Origin of the sequence: Streptomyces sp. NPDC055955 (assembly GCF_042270245.1) — a bacterium.
Classification (GTDB): Bacteria; Actinomycetota; Actinomycetes; order Streptomycetales; family Streptomycetaceae; genus Streptomyces.
Window position 1 is genome coordinate 194,985 of record NZ_JBHJYS010000011.1, and the last position, 20,409, is coordinate 215,393.

The 20,409-nt window shown below is 68.7% G+C and carries 18 protein-coding genes and 2 tRNA genes; 14 read left to right on the forward strand and 6 right to left on the reverse strand.

All coding sequences use genetic code 11. The features are described 5' to 3' along the window. Positions 1-147: 147 nt before the first annotated feature. Entirely contained in the window at positions 148-1,329 is a 1,182-nt protein-coding gene (locus tag ACFC96_RS23145) for a cation:proton antiporter (RefSeq protein ID WP_376256184.1), read from the reverse strand. Positions 1,330-1,634: 305 nt separating this feature from the next. Here ACFC96_RS23145 and ACFC96_RS23150 point away from each other — a divergent pair, with 305 nt between their 5' ends. Beyond that, positions 1,635-2,081 (forward strand): HD domain-containing protein, encoded by a 447-nt coding sequence (locus ACFC96_RS23150; protein WP_376613989.1) that lies wholly within the window; start codon positions 1,635-1,637, stop codon positions 2,079-2,081. Positions 2,082-2,171: 90 nt separating this feature from the next. Here ACFC96_RS23150 and ACFC96_RS23155 read toward each other — a convergent pair whose 3' ends face one another. Then, positions 2,172-3,320, reverse strand: coding sequence for an acyltransferase family protein (locus ACFC96_RS23155; protein ID WP_376256180.1), 1,149 nt, complete (start codon positions 3,318-3,320; stop codon positions 2,172-2,174). A 535-nt stretch (positions 3,321-3,855) separates the two neighbouring features. On the opposite strand from ACFC96_RS23155, the gene ACFC96_RS23160 reads away from it, so the two are divergent. After that, positions 3,856-4,050: a hypothetical protein gene (locus ACFC96_RS23160; protein WP_100594330.1), complete on the forward strand. Its 195-nt coding sequence runs from the start codon at positions 3,856-3,858 to the stop codon at positions 4,048-4,050. 100 nt (positions 4,051-4,150) lie between these two features. Here ACFC96_RS23160 and ACFC96_RS23165 read toward each other — a convergent pair. Then, positions 4,151-4,221, reverse strand: a tRNA-Gly gene (locus ACFC96_RS23165). Positions 4,222-4,362: 141 nt separating this feature from the next. Here ACFC96_RS23165 and ACFC96_RS23170 point away from each other — a divergent pair. The 5 genes from ACFC96_RS23170 to clpX all read left to right on the forward strand — a co-directional run bounded on the left by ACFC96_RS23170 (position 4,363) and on the right by clpX (position 9,031). Further along, a tRNA-Pro gene (locus ACFC96_RS23170) sits at positions 4,363-4,439 on the forward strand. A 150-nt stretch (positions 4,440-4,589) separates the two neighbouring features. Beyond that, entirely contained in the window at positions 4,590-5,984 is a 1,395-nt protein-coding gene (gene tig / locus ACFC96_RS23175; RefSeq protein ID WP_375998045.1) for a trigger factor, read from the forward strand. A gap of 285 nt (positions 5,985-6,269) precedes the next feature. Continuing rightward, a complete protein-coding gene (locus ACFC96_RS23180) occupies positions 6,270-6,878 on the forward strand; it encodes an ATP-dependent Clp protease proteolytic subunit (RefSeq protein ID WP_376256826.1) in 609 nt (202 codons plus the stop codon). 51 nt (positions 6,879-6,929) lie between these two features. After that, the gene (locus tag ACFC96_RS23185; RefSeq protein WP_227294656.1) at positions 6,930-7,589 is read left to right on the forward strand and encodes an ATP-dependent Clp protease proteolytic subunit; all 660 of its coding nucleotides are present in this window, start codon (positions 6,930-6,932) and stop codon (positions 7,587-7,589) included. Between the two features lie 155 nt (positions 7,590-7,744). Further along, positions 7,745-9,031, forward strand: coding sequence for an ATP-dependent Clp protease ATP-binding subunit ClpX (clpX, locus tag ACFC96_RS23190; protein ID WP_266564255.1), 1,287 nt, complete (start codon positions 7,745-7,747; stop codon positions 9,029-9,031). Positions 9,032-9,112: 81 nt separating this feature from the next. Here clpX and ACFC96_RS23195 read toward each other — a convergent pair whose 3' ends face one another. Next, positions 9,113-10,087 (reverse strand): hypothetical protein, encoded by a 975-nt coding sequence (locus tag ACFC96_RS23195; protein WP_376256177.1) that lies wholly within the window; start codon positions 10,085-10,087, stop codon positions 9,113-9,115. Between the two features lie 185 nt (positions 10,088-10,272). Here ACFC96_RS23195 and ACFC96_RS23200 point away from each other — a divergent pair, with 185 nt between their 5' ends. Continuing rightward, positions 10,273-12,903 carry a valine--tRNA ligase gene (locus tag ACFC96_RS23200; protein WP_376256175.1) on the forward strand — a complete coding sequence of 877 codons (2,631 nt, stop codon included), beginning with the start codon at positions 10,273-10,275 and terminating at the stop codon, positions 12,901-12,903. Between the two features lie 109 nt (positions 12,904-13,012). Here the strand turns inward: ACFC96_RS23200 and ACFC96_RS23205 are convergent, their stop codons facing one another. Together ACFC96_RS23205 and ACFC96_RS23210 are read right to left on the reverse strand one after the other, a co-directional pair. Continuing rightward, a complete protein-coding gene (locus tag ACFC96_RS23205; protein WP_376613910.1) occupies positions 13,013-13,675 on the reverse strand; it encodes a hypothetical protein in 663 nt (220 codons plus the stop codon). Between the two features lie 117 nt (positions 13,676-13,792). After that, a complete protein-coding gene (locus tag ACFC96_RS23210) occupies positions 13,793-14,791 on the reverse strand; it encodes a rod shape-determining protein (RefSeq protein ID WP_376256171.1) in 999 nt (332 codons plus the stop codon). A gap of 133 nt (positions 14,792-14,924) precedes the next feature. Between ACFC96_RS23210 and ACFC96_RS23215 the strand changes: the two genes are divergently transcribed. The 6 genes from ACFC96_RS23215 (at position 14,925) to mreD (ending at position 20,374) form a co-directional block, all read left to right on the forward strand. Beyond that, positions 14,925-16,436, forward strand: coding sequence for a bifunctional folylpolyglutamate synthase/dihydrofolate synthase (locus ACFC96_RS23215; RefSeq protein ID WP_376256169.1), 1,512 nt, complete (start codon positions 14,925-14,927; stop codon positions 16,434-16,436). A 6-nt stretch (positions 16,437-16,442) separates the two neighbouring features. Then, positions 16,443-16,796, forward strand: coding sequence for a DUF4233 domain-containing protein (locus tag ACFC96_RS23220; protein WP_376256167.1), 354 nt, complete (start codon positions 16,443-16,445; stop codon positions 16,794-16,796). Between the two features lie 49 nt (positions 16,797-16,845). After that, complete coding sequence (gene ndk / locus ACFC96_RS23225) at positions 16,846-17,259, forward strand: nucleoside-diphosphate kinase (RefSeq protein ID WP_227294650.1); 414 nt, start codon at positions 16,846-16,848, stop codon at positions 17,257-17,259. Positions 17,260-17,574: 315 nt separating this feature from the next. After that, entirely contained in the window at positions 17,575-18,594 is a 1,020-nt protein-coding gene (locus ACFC96_RS23230) for a rod shape-determining protein (RefSeq protein WP_059131610.1), read from the forward strand. A 145-nt stretch (positions 18,595-18,739) separates the two neighbouring features. Then, a complete protein-coding gene (gene mreC, locus ACFC96_RS23235) occupies positions 18,740-19,687 on the forward strand; it encodes a rod shape-determining protein MreC (RefSeq protein ID WP_376256163.1) in 948 nt (315 codons plus the stop codon). A 12-nt stretch (positions 19,688-19,699) separates the two neighbouring features. Continuing rightward, entirely contained in the window at positions 19,700-20,374 is a 675-nt protein-coding gene (mreD, locus tag ACFC96_RS23240) for a rod shape-determining protein MreD (protein WP_376256161.1), read from the forward strand. Positions 20,375-20,409 lie beyond the last annotated feature (35 nt).

The following is a 20,409-nucleotide window of genomic DNA, read 5'->3' on the forward strand; positions in this document are numbered from 1 at the left end:
CTGACGGCACGCGGCTTCGCCGCACCCCCATCAAGCGCCCTGAGTTGGCGCACGAAGTGCGCATCTCAGGGGCGCGGGGAACGGCGCGAACAGCCACGATGCACGCCGCACCCGGCAACGAAAGCCCGCCTCTGCGGCGCGGCCCCGTCACACCCCGGCGCCCACCCGCTCATCGAGGGGCGCCCCATTCACCCGCCCCCCTGGAAGGCCCCGCGCAAGCCACTGCGAGCGGCCCGCCGCCATCGGCCCGAGGACGGCGAGCAGGAGCACGTAGCCCGCGATGAACGGCGACAGCCGTTCGTCCAGGCCCGCGCCCGCCGCCATCGTGGCGAGGATCAGGGCGAACTCGCCCCGGGCGAGCAGCGTCGTGGAGATGTTCGCGGCGGGGCCGGGCCCGAACCCGTACACGCGCGCCGCGCCGAGCCCCGCGAGCACGTTCATCACCAGCGTCACGGCGACGGCCGCGAGGACCGGCCACAGCACCGTCGGCAGGTCGCCCGGGTCGATGGAGAGGCCGAACGCGAAGAAGAAGATCGCGCCGAACGCGTCCCGCAGGGGGTGCACGAGCGTGCGGATGCGCTCGCCCGAGGCGGTGGAGCCGAGCATCAGGCCGACCATGAACGCGCCGATCGCGTCCGCGACCCCGAACCACTCGGAGACCCCGGCGACGAACACGGCCGCGCCGAGGAAGGAGATGACGAGGAGCTCGTCGTCCTTGGTGTGGAAGAGCCGGCCCACGACGCGGGTGCCGAAGCGCGCCGCGAGCGCGAGCAGCAGGAGGAAGCCGAAGGCCTTGCCGCCGTCCATGACCGCCGACGCCAGGCTGTCCGCGCCGGACAGGATCGGCTGGAGCGCGGCCAGGTAGAGGGCCAGGAAGATGTCCTCGACGACGATGATCCCGAGGATCGGCTTGGTCTCCGGATTGCCGAGGCGGCCGGTGTCGACCAGCACCTTCGTGACGATCGCGGACGAGGAGATGCCGAGGACCCCGGCGAGGACCAGAGCCTCGGAGGTGCCCCAGCCGAGGGCGAATCCGAAGCCGAGGCCCGCGCCGACGTTCAGCGCGAGGTACGTCCCCCCGGCGACGGCCATCTTCCGGCCGCCGGTCTTGAGGTCGTCCAGATGGAACTCGAGGCCCAGGTAGAAGAGCAGCAGGACCAGGCCGAGCGCGGAGAGCATCTCCAGGTCGTGCGGGTCGGCGACCAGCACGATGCCGGGGGTGTGGGGGCCGAGGAGGATCCCGGCCAGGATGAACAGGGGGATGGTGGGAAGTCCGATGCGTCCGCCGAGGCGGGCGAGGACGGCGGCGGCGAGAAAGGCGCCGCCCATGGCTATCAGGGTGTCTGCATGTCCGATGGGTCCGTTCCTTCCGTTCTTGGCTCGGTCGAATGGCTGGCTCAGGTCAAGAAAAGGTCAAGAACGCGTCAATAGTTAGCTTACCAAACCATTTTCACGGCATCCGGTGGGGTTCTCTCGGCCCCGTTTCGCCGGCGGGCCTCATGGCCGGGTGGCCCCCGAATCCGTACGTTCGGGACATCGAATCCGGCGCGTACGAGAGGGCGACCGAGGGCCTGCGCCAGAAGCGGTCCTTCGCCGGGGCCGTCCTGCCCCGCGCAGGCCGTAGGGTCGGCCGCATGCTGACCCTCGCCGAGGTGGAGGCCCTGGCGCGCAGGGCCCACGCCACCCAGACGGACAAGGCCGGGCGCCCCTACGCGGAACACCTGGAGGCGGTCGCCGAAGGTGTACGCGCCCGGGGCGGCGACGCCGAGCAGATCGCGGCGGCCTGGCTGCACGACGCGATCGAGGACGACGCGCTCTCACCGCAGTGGCTGGCCACGGCGGACCTCACGGACCGTACGAAGGCAGTCGTCCGCGCCCTCACCAAGCGCCCCGGCGAGCCTCAAGAGGCCTACGCGCAACGAATTCTGGCCACTCCGGGAGCGCTGCTGGTGAAGGAGTCGGACCTGGCCCACAACGCGGACCCCGCCCGTCTGGCGGCTCTGGACGAAGCGACGAGGCAGCGCCTGACGAGGAAGTACGCGGGGATGAGATCGCTGTTGGGCATCACCGAGACCCCGTAGTCCCCGCGCCCCTGTGCGGGGCGCGGGGACCGGGCGACAAGCTCTCGCGCACCCGCACCCGACACAGGGCGACGGACGGCGGCGGCAGCCTCAGGCGCGGACCCGTCCACGGTCCCGCGCCACCTCGGCGGCGTCCTTCTTGAACGCCCACTCCATCTTCGGCTCCATGGCGAACCGGAACATCCGCTGGACCGGAGGAGTGCACAGGACCGTGATCAGAGAGGCCGCGACGACCGTCACGAACACCTCGCCCAGCGGCTTGTGCAGCCAGGCGTAGTCGTCGAACCAGCCCCAGAACCGCGAGCCCTTCGCGATGAAGCCGTGCAGCAGGTAGCCGTACAGTGTCCCCGCGCCCAGCACGGTGAACCACATCTTCCGCCGCGGCACCCAGGCGAAGAAGCACGCGGTGAGGACGACCGAGCAGCCGAAGAGCGCGAACGTCATCACGGCACCGGCCCACCACGGCGCGCCCAGCTCCTGCGCGCTGTCGCGGTGGTAGAACCACGCCGACGTCATCCGCGGAGCGGCCCAGTAGGCCAGCACCAGCGCGGCCGCGAAGATCGGCACGGACAGGATCCGCACCTCACGCCGGCGCACCAGCTGGAAGTGCTCCGGCTTGAGGACGAGGCCGACCACGAAGAAGGGGAGGAACTGCAGGACACGCTGGAGATCGAGGTCGTCGCCGATGTCGGGGGAGACGGAGGCGAGCACCGCGATGGCGACGGCGAGCGGCACCGGCCAGCGGACGATCTTCCACAGCGGGGTGGTGAGCCGCCACACGAACAGGGCGACCAGGAACCAGGTCAGGTACCAGGGGTCGAGCAGGCTGATCGGGTACGTCGGGTCGTCGTTCGCCCAGCGTTTGAAGAAGGTGTACGCGACCTCGAAGATCACGTACGGCACGGCGACCCCGGTGATGAGCCGCCGGAGCCGGTCGGGCCGCATGTCGAAGCTGCGGGAGAAGTAGCCGGAGATCACGATGAACGCCGGCATGTGGAACGTGTAGACGGTCATGTAGAGCGCCTCGGCGACGCGGCTGTGATCCGTCAGCGGTTCCCAGGAGTGACCCATCGCGACCAGCACGATGGCCAGGTACTTGGCGTTGTCGAAGAACGCGTCCCGCTGTTTCGCGGGCTTGGCGGCCGGTGTGGGGGGAGCGGCTGCCGTGTTCGGTGGCTGATGGGCGGGGGCCGTCTGTGCCGCAGGGAGCGGGGCTCGGGTGGGGGCAGCGCGGAACATCTGAGGCACCTTAGCGGCGCCCTCGGTATTTCGTAAAACCCTCACGTCAAATCCTCCTTACCGCGCGAGTACCCCCGATTCGGAGAAGTCTGCATAGTGCCGGCGAGGTTTTCGCAGGACTTCCGGAGGGACTTCGGGAGGCATCCATATGAGTCCGTTATGACCACTCTCATCCTGATTAAATAGTGCATATCGGCCGGACTCGACCGAGTCGGATGTGGTCCCCGCGACAATTCGAATTCGCGGCGAACAACGCGTGGGTGATCCCACGTGCCCACGATGTGGACATGCTGTGTGTGCATGGAAACGATCAGGCCGAATTACGGGTCACGGGGTCCCGCGAAATTGCCCGGGGGGCACGCGCTGATCATGTGCCCCATGGGTGCACGGCCGGCGCCCCGCCGCACGGGAGTGGCCGACGATGCGTCACCCGCCGCATACGGGGGCCGTGTTGGTGGCACGATGGTTCTGGCGGGGGTGTGCGGGGTCGTACCCCCCGGGCCGGGAGTGTGGACCGACCTAGGGTGTGATCAGTGTGGCCATTTCGCTGTCAGTCGTACTGCTGTTGGCGATCATTCTCGTGGTGCTGATCCGGGGAGGGTCGATCAAGGCCGGGCCTGCCGTCGTGGCGGTCCTGTTCGGGTTCTTCCTGGCCTCGACCGGAATGGCCGACGACATCCAGAGGTTCCTGAACTCGATAGCGGACACGATCAACTCGATCCAGTTCTGACCGCTCGGGAGGCTGTCCGGCCCAGGGCGTGAAAAACCCCGGGCCCAGGACGTGAAAAACCCCGGGCCCGGTTCTCACGAACCGGGCCCGGGGCCACAAGAGCGGGCGACGGGAATCGAACCCGCGTAGCTAGTTTGGAAGACTAGGGCTCTACCATTGAGCTACGCCCGCACAGAGTGCGCCGCAGGTCGGTGACCGCGGCAACGGGAAGCATCGTAGCGGGTCGGAGCCCTCCGTCGCACACCGCATTCACTCCGCTCGCAATGCGGGAGCCGCACCGGCCGCGTGCATGTACCCTACGTGTCGCACCGACGGGGTGTGGCGCAGCTTGGTAGCGCGTCCGCTTTGGGAGCGGAAGGCCGTGGGTTCAAATCCCGCCACCCCGACCAGCCTCGCAACAGCAGCGTCTCAAGCGGTAAACGCCCCCTCAAGATCGCGTTGTGGGTCGGCTCCGGCTTGCCGTTACTATGCAAGCTGCGTGCCCGTGTGTCTCTCAACCGGGCAGGAACCCAGAAGTCAGCCCCCAAGGAGACCGAACCGTGAAGAGCGCCGTGGAGACCCTGAACCCGACCCGGGTTCGGCTCAGCATCGAGGTGCCCTTCGAGGAGCTCAAGGACAGCCTCGACGCGGCGTACAAGAAGATCAACCAGCAGGTCACGGTGAAGGGCTTCCGCAAGGGCAAGATCCCTGCCCGCGTCATCGACCAGCGGTTCGGCCGCGGTGCGGTGCTCGAGGAGGCCGTCAACGACGCGCTTCCGAAGTTCTACACCGAAGCGGTCAACGAGGCCGAGCTCAACGTGCTGGGCCAGCCCGAGGTCGACATCACGGAGCTGAAGGACGGCGAGACGCTGAACTTCACCGCCGAGGTCGACGTCCGTCCCGAGATCGAGATTCCGGACTACTCCGGCATCGAGGTCGAGGTCGACGCCATCGAGGTCAGCGACGAGGACGTGGACAAGTCGGTGGAGCAGCTCCGCGAGCGCTTCGCCTCCACCTCCCCGGTCGAGCGTGCCGCCGAGGACGGCGACGTCGTCACGATCGACCTCGAGGCCAAGGTCGACGGCGAGGTGCTCGAGGACGGCGTTGCGTCCGGCGTCTCGTACACGATCGGCTCGGGCGAGCTCCTCGAGGGCATCGACGAGGCCGTGAAGGGCCTGGAGGCCGGTGGCGAGGCCACCTTCACCTCCGAGCTCAAGGGCGGCTCCGCCGAGGGCAAGGAGGCCGAGGTCACCGTCAAGGTCACCCAGGTCGCCGCTCGTGAACTGCCGTCCCTGGACGACGAGTTCGCACAGCTCGCCTCCGAGTTCGACACCCTCGACGAGCTGAAGGCCGACAGCCGCAAGCGCCTCGAGAACATGAAGCAGTACGACCAGGCCACGCAGGCCCAGGAGCGCGTCCTGGAGAAGCTGCTCGAGCTGGTCGAGGTCCCCGTTCCCGAGAAGCTGCTCGAGGACGAGGTCAAGACCCGCAAGCACAACCTCGAGCACCACCAGCTCGGCCAGATGGGCCTCGACCTCGAGAAGTACCTCGAGATCCAGGGCAAGACGGTCGAGGAGTTCGACGCCGAGACCGCCGAGCAGGCCGTCAAGGGCATCAAGACGCAGTTCGTCCTCGACGAGCTCGTCAACAAGGAGAAGCTGAACGTCAACCAGGAGGAGCTCACCGAGCACCTCATGCGGCGCGCGCAGTCCTCCGGCATGTCCCCCGACCAGTTCGCCCAGGCCGTCGTCGAAGGCGGCCAGGTCCCGATGCTGGTCGGCGAGGTCGCCCGCGGCAAGGCCCTCGCGGTCGTCGTCGAGGCCGCCACGGTCAAGGACACGAACGGCGAGATCGTCGACCTCGAGGACGACGAGGACGAGTCGGCCGCCGCCGGCGAGACCGTCGAGGCGGACGCCTCCGCCGAGGCCGAGGCCGAGGACAAGAACGAGGCCTGAGCCTCGGTCTGAATCTCTTCAGCGTGACCGGGCCCCGGGACGACATCGTTCCGGGGCCCAGTCGTACCTGCGGGGCGGGGTGCGACATGCGCTCACAGCGAACAGTTCCCCTTGCGGGATTCACCGGAGGGACCCGCGCGTTAGGGTCCATGAATACGAGGGCAGATGAGTCCCCGCAGCCGCCGCCGAACGGTGGCGTGCAGGTGCGGGGCCCCGGCCCTCCGGATAAGACGCGAGACGGCGCGTTGCCGTCAGAGACGAGCAGGTGGATACGTGACGAATCTGATGCCTTCCGCCGCCGGTGAGCCGTCCCTCGGTGGTGGCCTCGGCGACCAGGTCTACAGCCGACTGCTCAACGACCGCATCATCTTCCTCGGCCAGCAGGTCGACGACGAGATCGCCAACAAGATCACCGCCCAGATGCTCCTCCTGGCCGCTGCCGACCAGGACAAGGACATCTACCTGTACATCAACAGCCCCGGCGGTTCGGTGACGGCCGGCATGGCGGTCTACGACACCATGCAGTACATCCAGAACGACGTGGTCACCATCGGCATGGGCATGGCGGCCTCCATGGGCCAGTTCCTGCTGACCGGCGGCACCCGGGGCAAGCGCTTCGCGCTTCCGAACACCGACATCCTGATGCACCAGGGTTCCGCCGGCATCGGAGGCACAGCCTCGGACGTCAAGATCCAGGCCGAGTACCTGCTGCGTACCAAGAAGCGCATGGCGGAGATCACGGCCCGCCACTCCGGGCAGACCGTCGAGACGATCATCCGTGACGGTGACCGCGACCGCTGGTACACCGCCGAGGAGGCCAAGGAGTACGGCCTCATCGACGAGATCATCACTGCCGCTACGGGTGTTCCGGGCGGCGGCGGTACCGGGGCCTGATCCCCGGTACGCGGTCATCCCAGCCCACCTCACCAGGACGGAACACCGACCATGAACAACATCCCCGGCAGCGGTCTGTACACCGGCCCGCAGGTCGACAATCGCTACGTCATCCCGCGCTTCGTCGAGCGCACCTCGCAGGGCGTGCGTGAGTACGACCCGTACGCGAAGCTCTTCGAGGAGCGCGTGATCTTCCTCGGCGTGCAGATCGACGACGCGTCCGCCAACGACGTCATGGCGCAGCTCCTGTGCCTGGAGTCGATGGACCCGGACCGCGACATCTCCATCTACATCAACAGCCCCGGCGGCTCCTTCACGGCGCTCACGGCCATCTACGACACGATGCAGTTCGTGAAGCCGGACATCCAGACGGTCTGCATGGGCCAGGCGTCCTCCGCGGCCGCCGTGCTCCTCGCGGCCGGTACGCCGGGCAAGCGCATGGCGCTGCCGAACGCCCGCGTGCTGATCCACCAGCCCTCCGGCGGCACCGGCCGTGAGCAGCTCTCCGACCTGGAGATCGCCGCGAACGAGATCCTCCGGATGCGTGAGCAGCTCGAGGAGATGCTGGCCAAGCACTCCACGACGCCGATCGAGAAGATCCGCGACGACATCGAGCGCGACAAGATCCTGACGGCCGAGGACGCCCTCGCGTACGGCCTGATCGACCAGATCATCTCCACCCGGAAGATGAACAACTCCGCGGCCGCGTGACGCAGCGCTGTATCGTCTGCCGCTCCTTGGCACGCTTCACGTAGAAGTGAACCGTGCCAAGGGGGGCCCGAACGGGGGGCCCGGCAAGGTACCGTCGGATACAGGCACCAGGAGTCGCTTACGCGAGCGTCTCCCAGGCGAAGGGGAAGCACCTCGTGGCACGCATCGGTGACGGCGGCGATCTGCTCAAGTGCTCGTTCTGCGGAAAGAGCCAGAAGCAGGTCAAGAAGCTCATCGCAGGCCCCGGTGTGTACATCTGCGACGAGTGCATCGACCTCTGCAACGAGATCATCGAGGAAGAGCTCGCGGAGACGAGCGAGGTCCGCTGGGAAGAACTTCCCAAGCCTCGCGAGATCTACGAGTTCCTCGAAGGCTATGTCGTCGGCCAGGAGGCCGCGAAGAAGGCCCTCTCGGTCGCTGTGTACAACCATTACAAGCGGGTCCAGGCCGGTGAGAACGGCGGAGCCCAGGGACGCGACGACGCGATCGAGCTGTCGAAGTCCAACATCCTGCTCCTGGGCCCCACGGGCTCGGGCAAGACGCTCCTGGCCCAGACCCTGGCCCGCATGCTGAACGTTCCGTTCGCCATCGCGGACGCGACGGCGCTCACGGAGGCCGGCTATGTGGGCGAGGACGTCGAGAACATCCTCCTGAAGCTGATCCAGGCGGCCGACTACGACGTCAAGAAGGCCGAGACCGGGATCATCTACATCGACGAGATCGACAAGGTGGCCCGCAAGAGCGAGAACCCGTCGATCACGCGCGATGTGTCCGGTGAGGGCGTCCAGCAGGCCCTGCTCAAGATCCTCGAGGGGACCACGGCTTCCGTCCCGCCCCAGGGCGGCCGCAAGCACCCCCATCAGGAGTTCATCCAGATCGACACGACGAACGTGCTGTTCATCGTGGGCGGCGCGTTCGCCGGCCTGGAGAAGATCATCGAGTCGCGGGCGGGTGCCAAGGGCATCGGCTTCGGCGCGACGATCCACTCCAAGCGCGAGCTGGAGGAGAAGGACCAGTTCCAGGAGGTCATGCCGGAGGACCTGGTGAAGTTCGGGATGATCCCCGAGTTCATCGGCCGTCTCCCCGTCATCACCTCGGTCCACAACCTGGACCGCGAGGCGCTCCTCCAGATTCTCCTGGAGCCGCGCAACGCCCTGGTGAAGCAGTACCAGCGCCTCTTCGAACTCGATGGCGTGGAGCTGGACTTCGAGCGCGAGGCCCTGGAGGCCATCGCCGACCAGGCCATCCTGCGCCGCACCGGCGCGCGTGGTCTGCGCGCGATCATGGAGGAAGTCCTCCAGTCCGTGATGTACGAGGTCCCCTCCCGCAAGGACGTGGCCCGCGTCGTCATCACGGCAGAGGCCGTCCACTCGAACGTGAACCCGACGCTGATCCCCCGCGACGCCCGCGGCTCGGGCAGCGGAGAGCAGAAGTCGGCGTAGCGCACACGTGAGACATGAGAAGGGCCCCGGTCGGGTGACCGGGGCCCTTCCCTCATGTCGTGCCTGAGGTGCCGAGCGGGGTCAGGACTTGACGCGGACCTCGCCGCGGAGCTTGGTCGACGTGTCGGCGGCGCTCTGCAGATCCGCGCTCTTGCCCGTCATGGCCGTCGCGAGATCGACGGGGATGACGATGCCGAGGGTGCTGTGGTCCCCCCAGATGCAGATCGGCATCGACATCTCCTTGGGGGCGGAGGAGGTCTCGCCGCTGCTGGGCGTGTCGTTCTTGATCTTCGTCTCCTGGCACTTCATCACCGCGCCGTCGGAGTCGAAGCTCTGCGGGCTGCCGACCAGCTCACCGGTGTCGGAGTTGTCCGACGAGGACTTCTCCTTCATCTCGGCGAACATCCCGTCGACGACCTTCTCCGGGTCGGAGATCTCGCCGTACACGCCCATGAACTTCAGGTACTTGACCGCGAGCGGGTTCGTCTTGGTGTCGCCGGCCTGGTACTCCGCGCCGACGCCCTGGGCGTTCTTGACGCCGTTCTTCTCGGCGTCCTTGACGTCCTTGTCGCTCATGCTGGAGTCGTCGCCGCTCGCGGCCTTCTTGTACTCCCCGAGCACCGTCGCCGGCGTCGTCAGCTTGTGGGGGCCGTCGTCCGCCACGGACGAGCCGCCACCGCCGAACACGAAGTACGCGCCCACGCCGATCGCCGCGACCACGGCCACCGCGCCGATGATCAGGCCCGTCTTCTTCTTGCCGCCCTGGGGCGGCGCGGGGGGCGGGGGGACCTGGCCGTAGGGGGCCTGGGGGTGCTGCCCGTAGGGGCCAGGCTGCTGGGGCTGGCTGTAGCCGCCGGGCTGGCCGTACGGCTGCTGCGGCTGGCCGTACGGGGGCTGCTGGGGCGGCACACCCTGCGGGGCCTGCTGCGGGTAGCCGTAGCCGGGCTGGGGCGCGGCCGGGGGCTGTTGCCCGTAGGGGCCCGGCTGCGGCTGGCCGTAGGGGCCGGGCTGCTGAGGCTGCTGCCCGCCGTACGGGCCCGGCTGGTTGTAGCTCATTACTGGGGTTCCCTCCCGATGCTTACGCGTTCCGAACATCCTGGCGGAAGGTGGCCGTGTGTGGGGAACCCAGGGTCGGATCGGTGCCATGTTGTTGAGAGGTTGTGCCAGACGGCCGGGGCGGCCGCCGTGTCGCACGGGAATCCGGTTTCGGGGCACCCCTGCCACGCCTCTAAACTGGGCCCGTGACCGAGAACACTCAGCAGCAGAATCCAGCGCCCACCACCGAACTGCCGACCCAGTACGCGCCGGCCGAGGTAGAGGGGGCGCTGTACGAGCGCTGGGTAGACCGGGGTTACTTCACCGCTGACGCGAACAGCGAGAAGGAGCCGTACACGATCGTCATCCCCCCGCCGAACGTCACGGGCGCGCTCCACCTGGGCCACGCCTTCCAGGTCACGCTCATGGACGCCCTCACGCGCCGCAAGCGCATGCAGGGCTACGAGACGCTGTGGCTGCCCGGCATGGACCACGCCGGCATCGCGACCCAGAACAAGGTCGAGCAGCAGCTCGCCGAGGAGGGCAAGTCCCGCCAGGACCTGGGCCGCGAGGCGTTCACCGACCGCGTGTGGCAGTGGAAGGACGAGTACGGCGGCCGGATCCTCGGCCAGCTGCGCCGCCTCGGCGCGGGCCTCGACTGGTCGCGTGAGCGCTTCACGATGGACGAGGGCCTGTCGAAGGCCGTCCAGACCATCTTCAAGAACCTGTACGACGACGGGCTCATCTACCGCGCCGAGCGCATCATCAACTGGTGCCCGCGCTGTCTGACGGCGATCTCGGACATCGAGGTCGACTACCAGGACGACGACGGCGAGCTCGTCTCGCTCAAGTACGGCGAGGGCGACGAGACGGTGGTCGTCGCCACGACCCGCGTCGAGACCATGCTCGGTGACACCGCCGTCGCGGTGCACCCCGACGACGAGCGGTACGCGCACCTGATCGGCAAGCGCATCAAGCTGCCGCTCACCGACCGGACCATCCCGGTCGTCGCCGACACGCACGTCGACCCCGAGTTCGGCACCGGCGCCGTCAAGGTGACGCCCGCCCACGATCCGAACGACTTCGCGATCGGCCAGCGGCACGACCTGGAGTCCATGACGATCATGGACGAGCGCGGTGTCATCACCGTGCACGGTCCCTTCCAGGGTCTCGACCGCTTCGAGGCGCGCTCCGCGATCGTCGCCGCCCTGCGCGAGCAGGGCCGTGTCGTCGCCGAGAAGCGTCCGTACGTCCACTCCGTCGGCCACTGCTCGCGCTGCAAGACCACCGTCGAGCCGCGCCTGTCCCTCCAGTGGTGGGTCAAGGTCGACACGCTCGCCCAGGCCGCCGGTGACGCGGTCCGCGACGGGCGCGTCGCGCTCCACCCGAAGGACATGGAGAAGCGGTACTTCGACTGGGTCGACAACCTCAACGACTGGTGCATCTCACGCCAGTTGTGGTGGGGCCACCGGATCCCCGTCTGGTACGGGCCGAACGGCGAGGTCGTGTGCGTCGGCCCCGACGACCCGATCCCGGGCACTGAGGCCGAGGGCTGGACCCAGGACGAGGACGTCCTCGACACCTGGTTCTCGTCCGGCCTGTGGCCGTTCTCCACGCTCGGCTGGCCGGAGAAGACCCCGGACCTCGAGAAGTTCTACTCGACCGACGTCCTGGTGACCGGCCACGACATCATCTTCTTCTGGGTCGTCCGGATGATGATGTTCGGCCTGTACGCCATGGAGGACCAGGTCCCCTTCAAGACCGTCGCCCTCACCGGTCTCGTCCGCGACGAGTTCGGCAAGAAGATGTCGAAGTCGAACCCGAACGCCGTCGACCCGCTCGACTGGATGGACGCGTACGGCTCCGACGCGGTGCGCTTCACCCTGGCCACCGGCGCCAACCCCGGTGCCGACGTGCCGATCGGCGAGGACTGGGTCAAGGCCTCCCGTAACTTCGCCAACAAGATCTGGAACGCGACGCGCTTCGCGCTGATGAACGGCGCGACGGTCGAGGGACCGCTGCCGGCGCCCGAGGCGATGACGGCGACGGACCGCTGGATCCTGTCCCGGCTGAACAAGACCGTCGCCGAAGTCGACGCCTTCTACGACGACTTCCAGTTCGCCAAGCTCTCCGACGCCCTCTACCACTTCGCGTGGGACGAGGTCTTCGACTGGTACGTCGAGCTGTCGAAGACGACGTTCTTCGAGGGCGGCGAGCAGGCGAAGGTCTCGGGCCGTGTCCTGGGCGAGGTCCTCGATGTGACGCTGCGTCTGCTGCACCCGATCGTCCCCTTCGTCACCGAGACGCTGTGGACGACGCTGACGGGCGGCGAGACGCTGGTGACCGCCGAGTGGCCCAAGGACAGCGGCTTCCGTGACGCCGCCGCCGAGCGCGAGATCGAGACGCTTCAGCAGGTCATCACCGAGGTCCGGCGCTTCCGTTCCGACCAGGGCCTGCAGCCCGGCCAGCGCGTCCCGGCCCGGCTCGACCTCGACGGCACCGCGCTCGCTCCGCACGAGGCCGCCATCCGGCAGCTTCTGCGGCTGCAGCCCGAGGGTGACGCGTTCTCGGCCACCGCGACCCTGCCGGTCGCCGGCGCGCAGATCGCGCTCGACCTGTCCGGCACGATCGACGTGGCGGCCGAGCGCAAGCGGCTCGCCAAGGACCTCGCCGCCGCCGAGAAGGAGAAGGCCCAGGCCACGGGCAAGCTCGGCAACGAGGCGTTCCTCGCCAAGGCGCCGGACGCCGTCGTCGACAAGATCCGTGGGCGCCTCGCCAAGGCGGACGAGGACATCGCCCGCATTCAGCAGCAGTTGGAGCGGTTGCCTCAGGCCTGACGTGGCCGACGCCTCCGACGTGCGACGCGTCCGACGTGCGTGATGTGTGGTGAAGGCCCCCCGGGATCCTCGTGATTCCGGGGGGCCTTCGCGTTTCTCCGGGGGCGCTTTACGTGCGGAGCCCCAGGCGTTGCAGCTCCGCTTCCGCCAACGCGTCCAGCACCATCGGGTCCGCCTCTCGCCAGCCCTTCGCCAGCGAGCCCGGGCCGGCGTGCGGGGGGACATCCAGGTCCAGGTCCGGGTCCAGGTCCGGGTCCAGATCCGGGGCCGGGTCCAGATCCGGGTCCAGGGTCTCGTGGGGCGTGACCGGGAGCAGCTCCGCCGTCGCTGCCAGTTCGTCCAGGGGGCGCAACAGCGCCCTCAGCGCCAGTAGTTCACGGCCGTCCTCCGTCCCCGCCAGCTCCTGCGCTGCCGCCGCCTGGCGCGTCCAGCGGATGCGGCGCGGCAGCCACACCGTGAGCATCAGGCCCACCGGGATCACGAAGAGCGCCACCGCGCCCAGGACCGCGAGGGCCTGCGCGGCCGCGGGGCCCTGCGGAGCCGGTGCCGCGCTCACGATCCGGCCGCCCGCGTGCGCCACGCCCCGCAGCGCTCCGTCCACCGAGCTGCCGAGGAGCGGGATACGGGGTCGGTGAGCTGCCGGTTGGGACGCCGGCTGTACCAGCCGGTGCAGGGCCAGCGCCATCGCCGCCCAGAGCGCCGTCCACAGCAGGGCGGAGCTGTCGCCGAGGAGTTGGCGTGCGCGGCGACCGGGGTTGTGTGCGTACCACATGGTCCGATTGGACCTTCTCCGTACGGGGCCGGGGGCGCACCGCGCCGGGGGGTCTCGCGGCGTCCCCGGTTCGGGTCAGCCCTGTCCGGCCCCCACGCGCCCTTGGGATCAGGGCACTTACGCGGCCTTCAGCAGGCGCTGGAGCGAGTCGAAGTCCTCCACGCACTTGCCGCACCCCAGCGCCACGCTGTCCAGCGGGGCCTGCGCGGGGAAGGCCGGGATGCCCGTCGCCCGAGTCATGCGCACGTCCAGGCCCGGAAGCAGCGCGCCGCCGCCGGTCAGCACGATGCCGTGTTCCATGATGTCGCCGGAGAGCTCCGGCGGGCACTCCTCGAGGGTCGCCCTGAGCGCCGAGACGATCGCTTCGACGGGGGAGTTGAGGGCTTCCCGGATCTCTTGGGTGGTGAGGGTGGCGGTGTGGGGGAGGCCGGCGAGCCGTTGGCGGCCTCGCACCGTGAAGGTGCCCGTCTCGGAGAGTTCCTCGGCGGGGGCCGCCGAGCCGATGGCCAGTTTGACCGCCTCCGCGGTGCGTTCGCCGATCAGCAGGCCGTGTTCCTTGCGCACGTGGTCCGTGATCGCCTCGTCCATGCGGTCGCCTCCGACGCGCAGGGACCGGGCGGTCACGATGCCGCCCAGCGAGATCACGGCCACCTCCGTGGTGCCCCCGCCCATGTCCACGACCATCGAGCCGCGTGCCTCGGCCACCGGGAGACCCGCGCCGATCGCCGCGGCCATGGGTTCCTCGATGACGTGGACCGCCCGGGCGCCGGCCCGCTGTGCCGCGTGGACGATCGCCCGGCGCTCCACCGGAGTGACTCCGCTCGGGACGCAGATGACCATGCGGGTCCTCGGCCGGCGGCCGGGGACCGCCTTGCGCACGAAGTGGCGGAGCATCTCCTCCGCCGCCTCGTAGTCGCTGATCACGCCGTCGCGGAGGGGGCGGATCGCGGTGATCGAGCCCGGGGTGCGGCCGAGCGTCTCCTTGGCTTCGGTGCCGACGGCGACGGTCGTCCTGTTCTGTTTCAGCGCCACCACGGACGGCTCGTTGAGCACGATCCCCTTGCCGCGTACGTAGAGAAGAGTGTTGGCGGTGCCGAGATCGATGCCTATGTCCATGATCGCCAAGTTTGCAGGGCGATGCCGCGGTCCGGATGGACCAAGGTCCCGAAACGGACGGGCCGAAAGTCCCTGGCTCGCCGGGTGGGGTGCGGGCCGGGCCGTGTCGGTGGTTCTCCGTAGACTGGCTTGTGTGAGTGAGCTCCCCCCGCGCGACAGCGGCGAATCCGACGGCTTCGACGACATCGTGGACGCCGAGACCGAGCGTGACCCCGATCTGGCAGTGATCGAGGCCGGCAGCCGTACCCTCCGGACGCAGGGGGGTGCTCCGCAGGGGGACGGCGTGCCCGCACGGCCGCAGGACCCCGAGGTGGCCGAGGCCCTGCGAGCGGTCGAGACCGAGCTGGCGGGGCGGTGGGGCGAGACCAAGCTGGAGCCGTCCGTCTCGCGTATCGCCGCTCTGATGGACGTGCTCGGTGACCCGCAGCGCGCCTATCCCTCGATCCACATCACGGGGACGAACGGCAAGACGTCCACGGCCCGCATGATCGAGGCCCTTCTCGGCGCTTTCGAGCTGCGCACCGGGCGTTATACGTCGCCTCACGTCCAGTCGATCACCGAGCGCATCAGTCTCGACGGTGCGCCGATCGACTACGAGCGGTTCATCGAGACCTATCGGGACATCGCCCCGTATGTGGAGATGGTCGACCAGAAAGAGGAATTCCGGCTTTCCTTTTTCGAGGTGCTCACGGGGATGGCGTACGCCGCTTTCGCCGACGCGCCCGTCGATGCCGCCGTCGTCGAGGTCGGAATGGGCGGCAGCTGGGACGCCACCAATGTGATCGACGCTTCGGTGGCCGTCGTGACGCCCATCGATCTGGACCACACGGACCGGCTGGGCTCCACCCCTGGCGAGATCGCCCAGGAGAAGGCCGGAATCATCAAGCGGGGCGCCACGGTGATCATGGCGCAGCAGCCCGTCGACGCCGCTCAGGTGCTCCTGAAGAAGGCCGTCGACGTGGACGCCACCGTGGCCCGGGAAGGGCTCGAGTTCGGCGTCGTCTCCCGGCAGGTCGCCGTGGGCGGGCAGCTGCTGACCCTGCGCGGGCTCGGCGGCGAGTACGACGGGATCTTTCTCCCGCTGCACGGCGCCCACCAGGCGCACAACGCGGCCGTCGCGCTGGCCGCGGTCGAGGCCTTCTTCGGGATCGGGGCCGAGCAGGCCCGGCTGCTCGATGTGGACACCGTCCGCCGGGCCTTCGCCGGCGCCACCTCGCCCGGCCGGCTGGAGGTCGTGAGGCGTTCGCCGACCGTGGTGCTCGACGCCGCGCACAACCCGGCCGGTGCCCGTGTCACCGCCGAGGCCATCAGCGAGGTCTTCGACTTCAGCCGGCTGGTGGGAGTCGTGGGAGCGAGCGGCGACAAGAACGTGCGTGGGCTGCTCGAGGCCTTCGAGCCGATCTTCGCCGAGGTCGTCGTCACGCAGAACTCCAGCCATCGTGCGATGGACGCCGACGAGCTCGCCGCCATCGCGGTCGAGGTCTTCGGGGACGAGCGCGTGCAGGTCGAGCCCCGTCTCGACGACGCTCTCGAGGCCGCCATCACGCTGGCCGAGGAAGAGGGCGAGTTCTCCGGCGGCGGTGTGCTCGTCACCGGGTCCGTGATCACGGTCGGCGAGGCCCGGCTGCTGCTGGGGAAGGGCTGATCCGCTGTGCGCGTGCTGTGTTCATCGACCCTGATCGGTGAGTTCCTCGTCATCGGCTTCGCCGGACTCGTCGCCATGAAGGACCCCGACCTCTCGGGCGGGGTCGTGTGGGGCGTGTGCGGTGCCGCCATGCTGGTGTCCGTGCTGCTGTGCGGGGCGCTCGGGCGGCGCGGCGGCATCGAGCTGGGGTGGGTGCTTCAAGCGGCGCTCGTCGCCAGTGGGTTCGTCGTGCCGATGATGTTCGTCCTGGGGCTCTGCTTCGCCGGACTCTGGTGGGCCTCCGTCCACTTCGGGCGCAGGATCGACGAGGCCAAGGCCCGGTGGGCCGCCCAGGCCGAGGCCGGAGGTAACACCGCGTAGCCGTGCCCGGTATCGTGCGGACATCCCACGAAGATTTTGGAGCCGCACCATGAGTCAGCGCACCCTTGTCCTCCTCAAGCCCGACGCCGTCCGCCGCGGTCTCGTCGGCGAGATCATCGGCCGGATCGAGCGCAAGGCCGGCTGGACGATCAGCGCGCTGGAGCTGCGGAACCTCGACCAGGACACCCTGGAGCAGCACTACGGCGAGCACAAGGGCAAGCCCTTCTACGAGCCGCTGGTCGCCTTCATGGCGTCCGGGCCCGTGGTGGCTCTCGTCGTCGAGGGCGAGCGGGTCATCGAGGGTGTGCGTCAGCTGGCCGGCCCGACCGACCCGATCGCCGCCGCTCCGGGCTCCGTCCGCGGCGACTTCGGCACCATCGTCCGCGAGAACCTGATCCACGCCTCGGACTCGGAGGAGTCGGCCGAGCGCGAGCTGAAGATCTTCTTCCCCGGACAGGTGTAGTCCGGTCCGTGAGACCGCAAAGTTCTTTTTCTGACACTGCGTCAGTCGCGGAGCGCCGCTGAACAGGGGCGGCCGGAGAAATTCGGCCGCCTTTTGGCATATGCGCCCCCATTGGGGGAACGCGACACTCCGTCGGCACGTCCCCATTAGCGGAGCGGGGATTCATCTGCTGACAATGGCGAAGACCCTCGCGCCGTGTTCGTGCAGGCGAGACTACGATGTAAGCCTCCACGCCACTCGCACCCACCTCGCCTACCTAACAAGCCATCAAACGCTCCACTTGGGAAGGCCAGACGAATCCTGATGGGGAACTCAATGTCGTTCATCGGCCGTGACATGGCTGTCGACCTCGGGACCGCCAACACGCTGGTGTACGTCAGGGGTCGCGGGATCGTACTCAACGAGCCGTCCGTCGTCGCGATCAACACCAACACCGGCGGCATCCTCGCCGTCGGCGCCGAAGCCAAGAAGATGATCGGCCGCACGCCGGGCAACATCGTCGCCGTGCGCCCGCTGAAGGACGGCGTGATCGCCGACTTCGAGATCACCGAGCGCATGCTCCGCTACTTCATTCTGAAGATCCACAAGCGGCGCTACCTCGCTCGCCCCCGTGTTGTGGTGTGTGTGCCCTCCGGCATCACCGGTGTCGAGCGGCGCGCGGTCATCGAGGCCTCCTCGCAGGCCGGTGCCCGCCAGGTGCACATCATCGAGGAGCCCATGGCCGCGGCCATCGGATCCGGCCTCCCGGTCCACGAGGCCACGGGGAACATGGTGGTCGACATCGGCGGCGGCACCACCGAGGTCGCGGTGATCTCACTCGGCGGAATCGTCACAGCACAGTCCATCCGGGTCGCCGGGGACGAGCTGGACAACGCGATCATCCAGCACATCAAGAAGGAGTACTCGCTGCTTCTTGGTGAGCGGACCGCCGAGCAGATCAAGATCACGATTGGCTCCGCGTACGACCTCGACTCCGACGAACACACCGAAATCCGCGGGCGCGACCTCGTGTCCGGACTCCCGAAGACCGTCGTCATCTCGGCCGCCGAGGTGCGCAAGGCGATCGAGGAACCGGTCAACGCGATCGTCGACGCCGTCAAGACGACCCTGGACAAGTGCCCGCCCGAGCTGTCGGGCGACGTCATGGACCGGGGCATCGTGCTCACCGGCGGCGGCGCTCTGCTGCGCGGCCTCGACGAGCGGCTGCGCCGTGAGACGGGCATGCCGATCCACATCGCCGAGGACCCCCTCGACAGCGTGGCGCTCGGCTCCGGCAAGTGTGTCGAGGAGTTCGAGGCGCTCCAGCAGGTGCTGGACGCCCAGCCGCGCAGATGACCTGACGCGAGACGTCCGCCGTACGAGTGCCTGCCACTTCGTGCGGCGGATCGTTGATATATAGGCAAGGCGTAAGAATTCCCCATAACCTGCGATACCTCAGGGTTTCCGCAGAATCCGATTGAGGAAGGCACGGCCGCCGCACGTGAGGGACACACGAGAGAGCCGGCTGCTCCTGGTGCTGCTGATCGCCATCGCGTTCGCACTGATCACGGTGGACATCCGCGGTGGGGAGGACTCGCCGGTCGACGGTGCCCGCCAGGCCGCCGCCACGGTCTTCGGCCCCGTGGAGAACGGCGTCTCCAGCGCAGTCGACCCGATCGGCAACGCCATAGCTGCCGTCAAGGACTCCGGTGAGCGGCACAACCGCGTCAGCGAACTGGAGCGCGAGAATGCCGCCTTGAAGGCGAAGCTCGGCAGCGACGACCGCAACAGAAGCAAGATCCGCCAGCTCGACTCCATGCTGAAGACGGCGGGTGCGGGGCAGTACGGCATCAAGGGGGCGCAGGTCATCGCCATAGGAGCAGCCCAGGGATTCTCCTGGACCGTCACCATCGACGCCGGCGCCAACGACGGCCTCAAGCGCGACATGACCGTTCTGAACGGGGACGGGCTCGTGGGGCGCGTGACCACCGTAGGACCCGACACCGCGACCGTCCTGCTCGCCAACGACCCCGACTTCACCGTCGGCACCCGCATGGAGCGCACCGACGAGCTCGGCTTCGCCTCCGGACAGGGCGACCGGCCGCTGCGCGTACAGCTCCTCAACGGCAAGGCCAAGGTCAAGAAGGGCGACCGTCTGGTGACCTTCGGGTCCCAGGCCGACAAGCCGTTCGTGCCCGGCGTGCCCGTGGGCCAGGTGGTGCGCGTCGATCCGTCCGGCGGCGACCTGACGCGGACGATCTATGTGAAGCCGTATGTCGGATTCACCAAGCTCGACGTCGTGGGCGTGGTCGTACAGGCTCCGCGCACCGATCCGCGCGACGAGGTGCTGCCGTCCAAGCCGGCCAAGCCCAAGCCGACGCCCACCGTCACCGTGACGGCCACGCCGTCCGGGCCCCCGGCCGGCGCCGACGGCAACGACGAGCAGTAGGAGCTGGATCCCATGCGCTTCAACCGGTTGCTGCTCTCCACCACCCTGGTGATCGTCGCCCTGGTCGTCCAGGTGTGCGTACTCGCCCGGCTCCAACTGCCCGGCGCCGTGCCGGACCTCGTGCTCCTGACCGTCGTCGGCCTCGCCCTCGTGTACGGCCATGTCGGCGGCGCGTTCATCGGGTTCGGCGCGGGTCTGCTCGCCGACCTGGCGCCGCCGGCCGACCACGCCGCCGGGCGCTACGCCCTCGTGCTGTGTGTCGTCGGCTACCTCGTCGGCCTCGCCAAGCCGGACAACGGCCAACTCAGGTCCGCCTTCGGCCCGATGGTCGTGGTCGTCGCCGCGGCCATCGGCTCGACCCTGCTCTACGCGAGCGTCGGCGCCCTCGTCGGCGACACCGCGGCCCGCCATGTGGGCATCGGCAGCCTGCTGTTCACGGCCGCGCTCTACGACCTGCTCCTCGCGCCGTTCACCGTGCCGTTCATCATCGCCCTGGCCAGACGCGCCGACAACGATCCGCTCGCCGATTCCTCGCCCGGCGCCGGCAAGGCCACCGACGTCACCGCCGGCTGGCTCTCCTCCGGCACCGGCCTGCGCATCGGCAACCAGCGCGGCGGACTCCGCCTGAAGGCCGCCAGGTCCCGCACCGCGCGGGCCGGCCGCATCAAGGGGGTCAAGCGCCTGTGACCGCCGCGCACATCACCGCGTACACGCACTGAGAG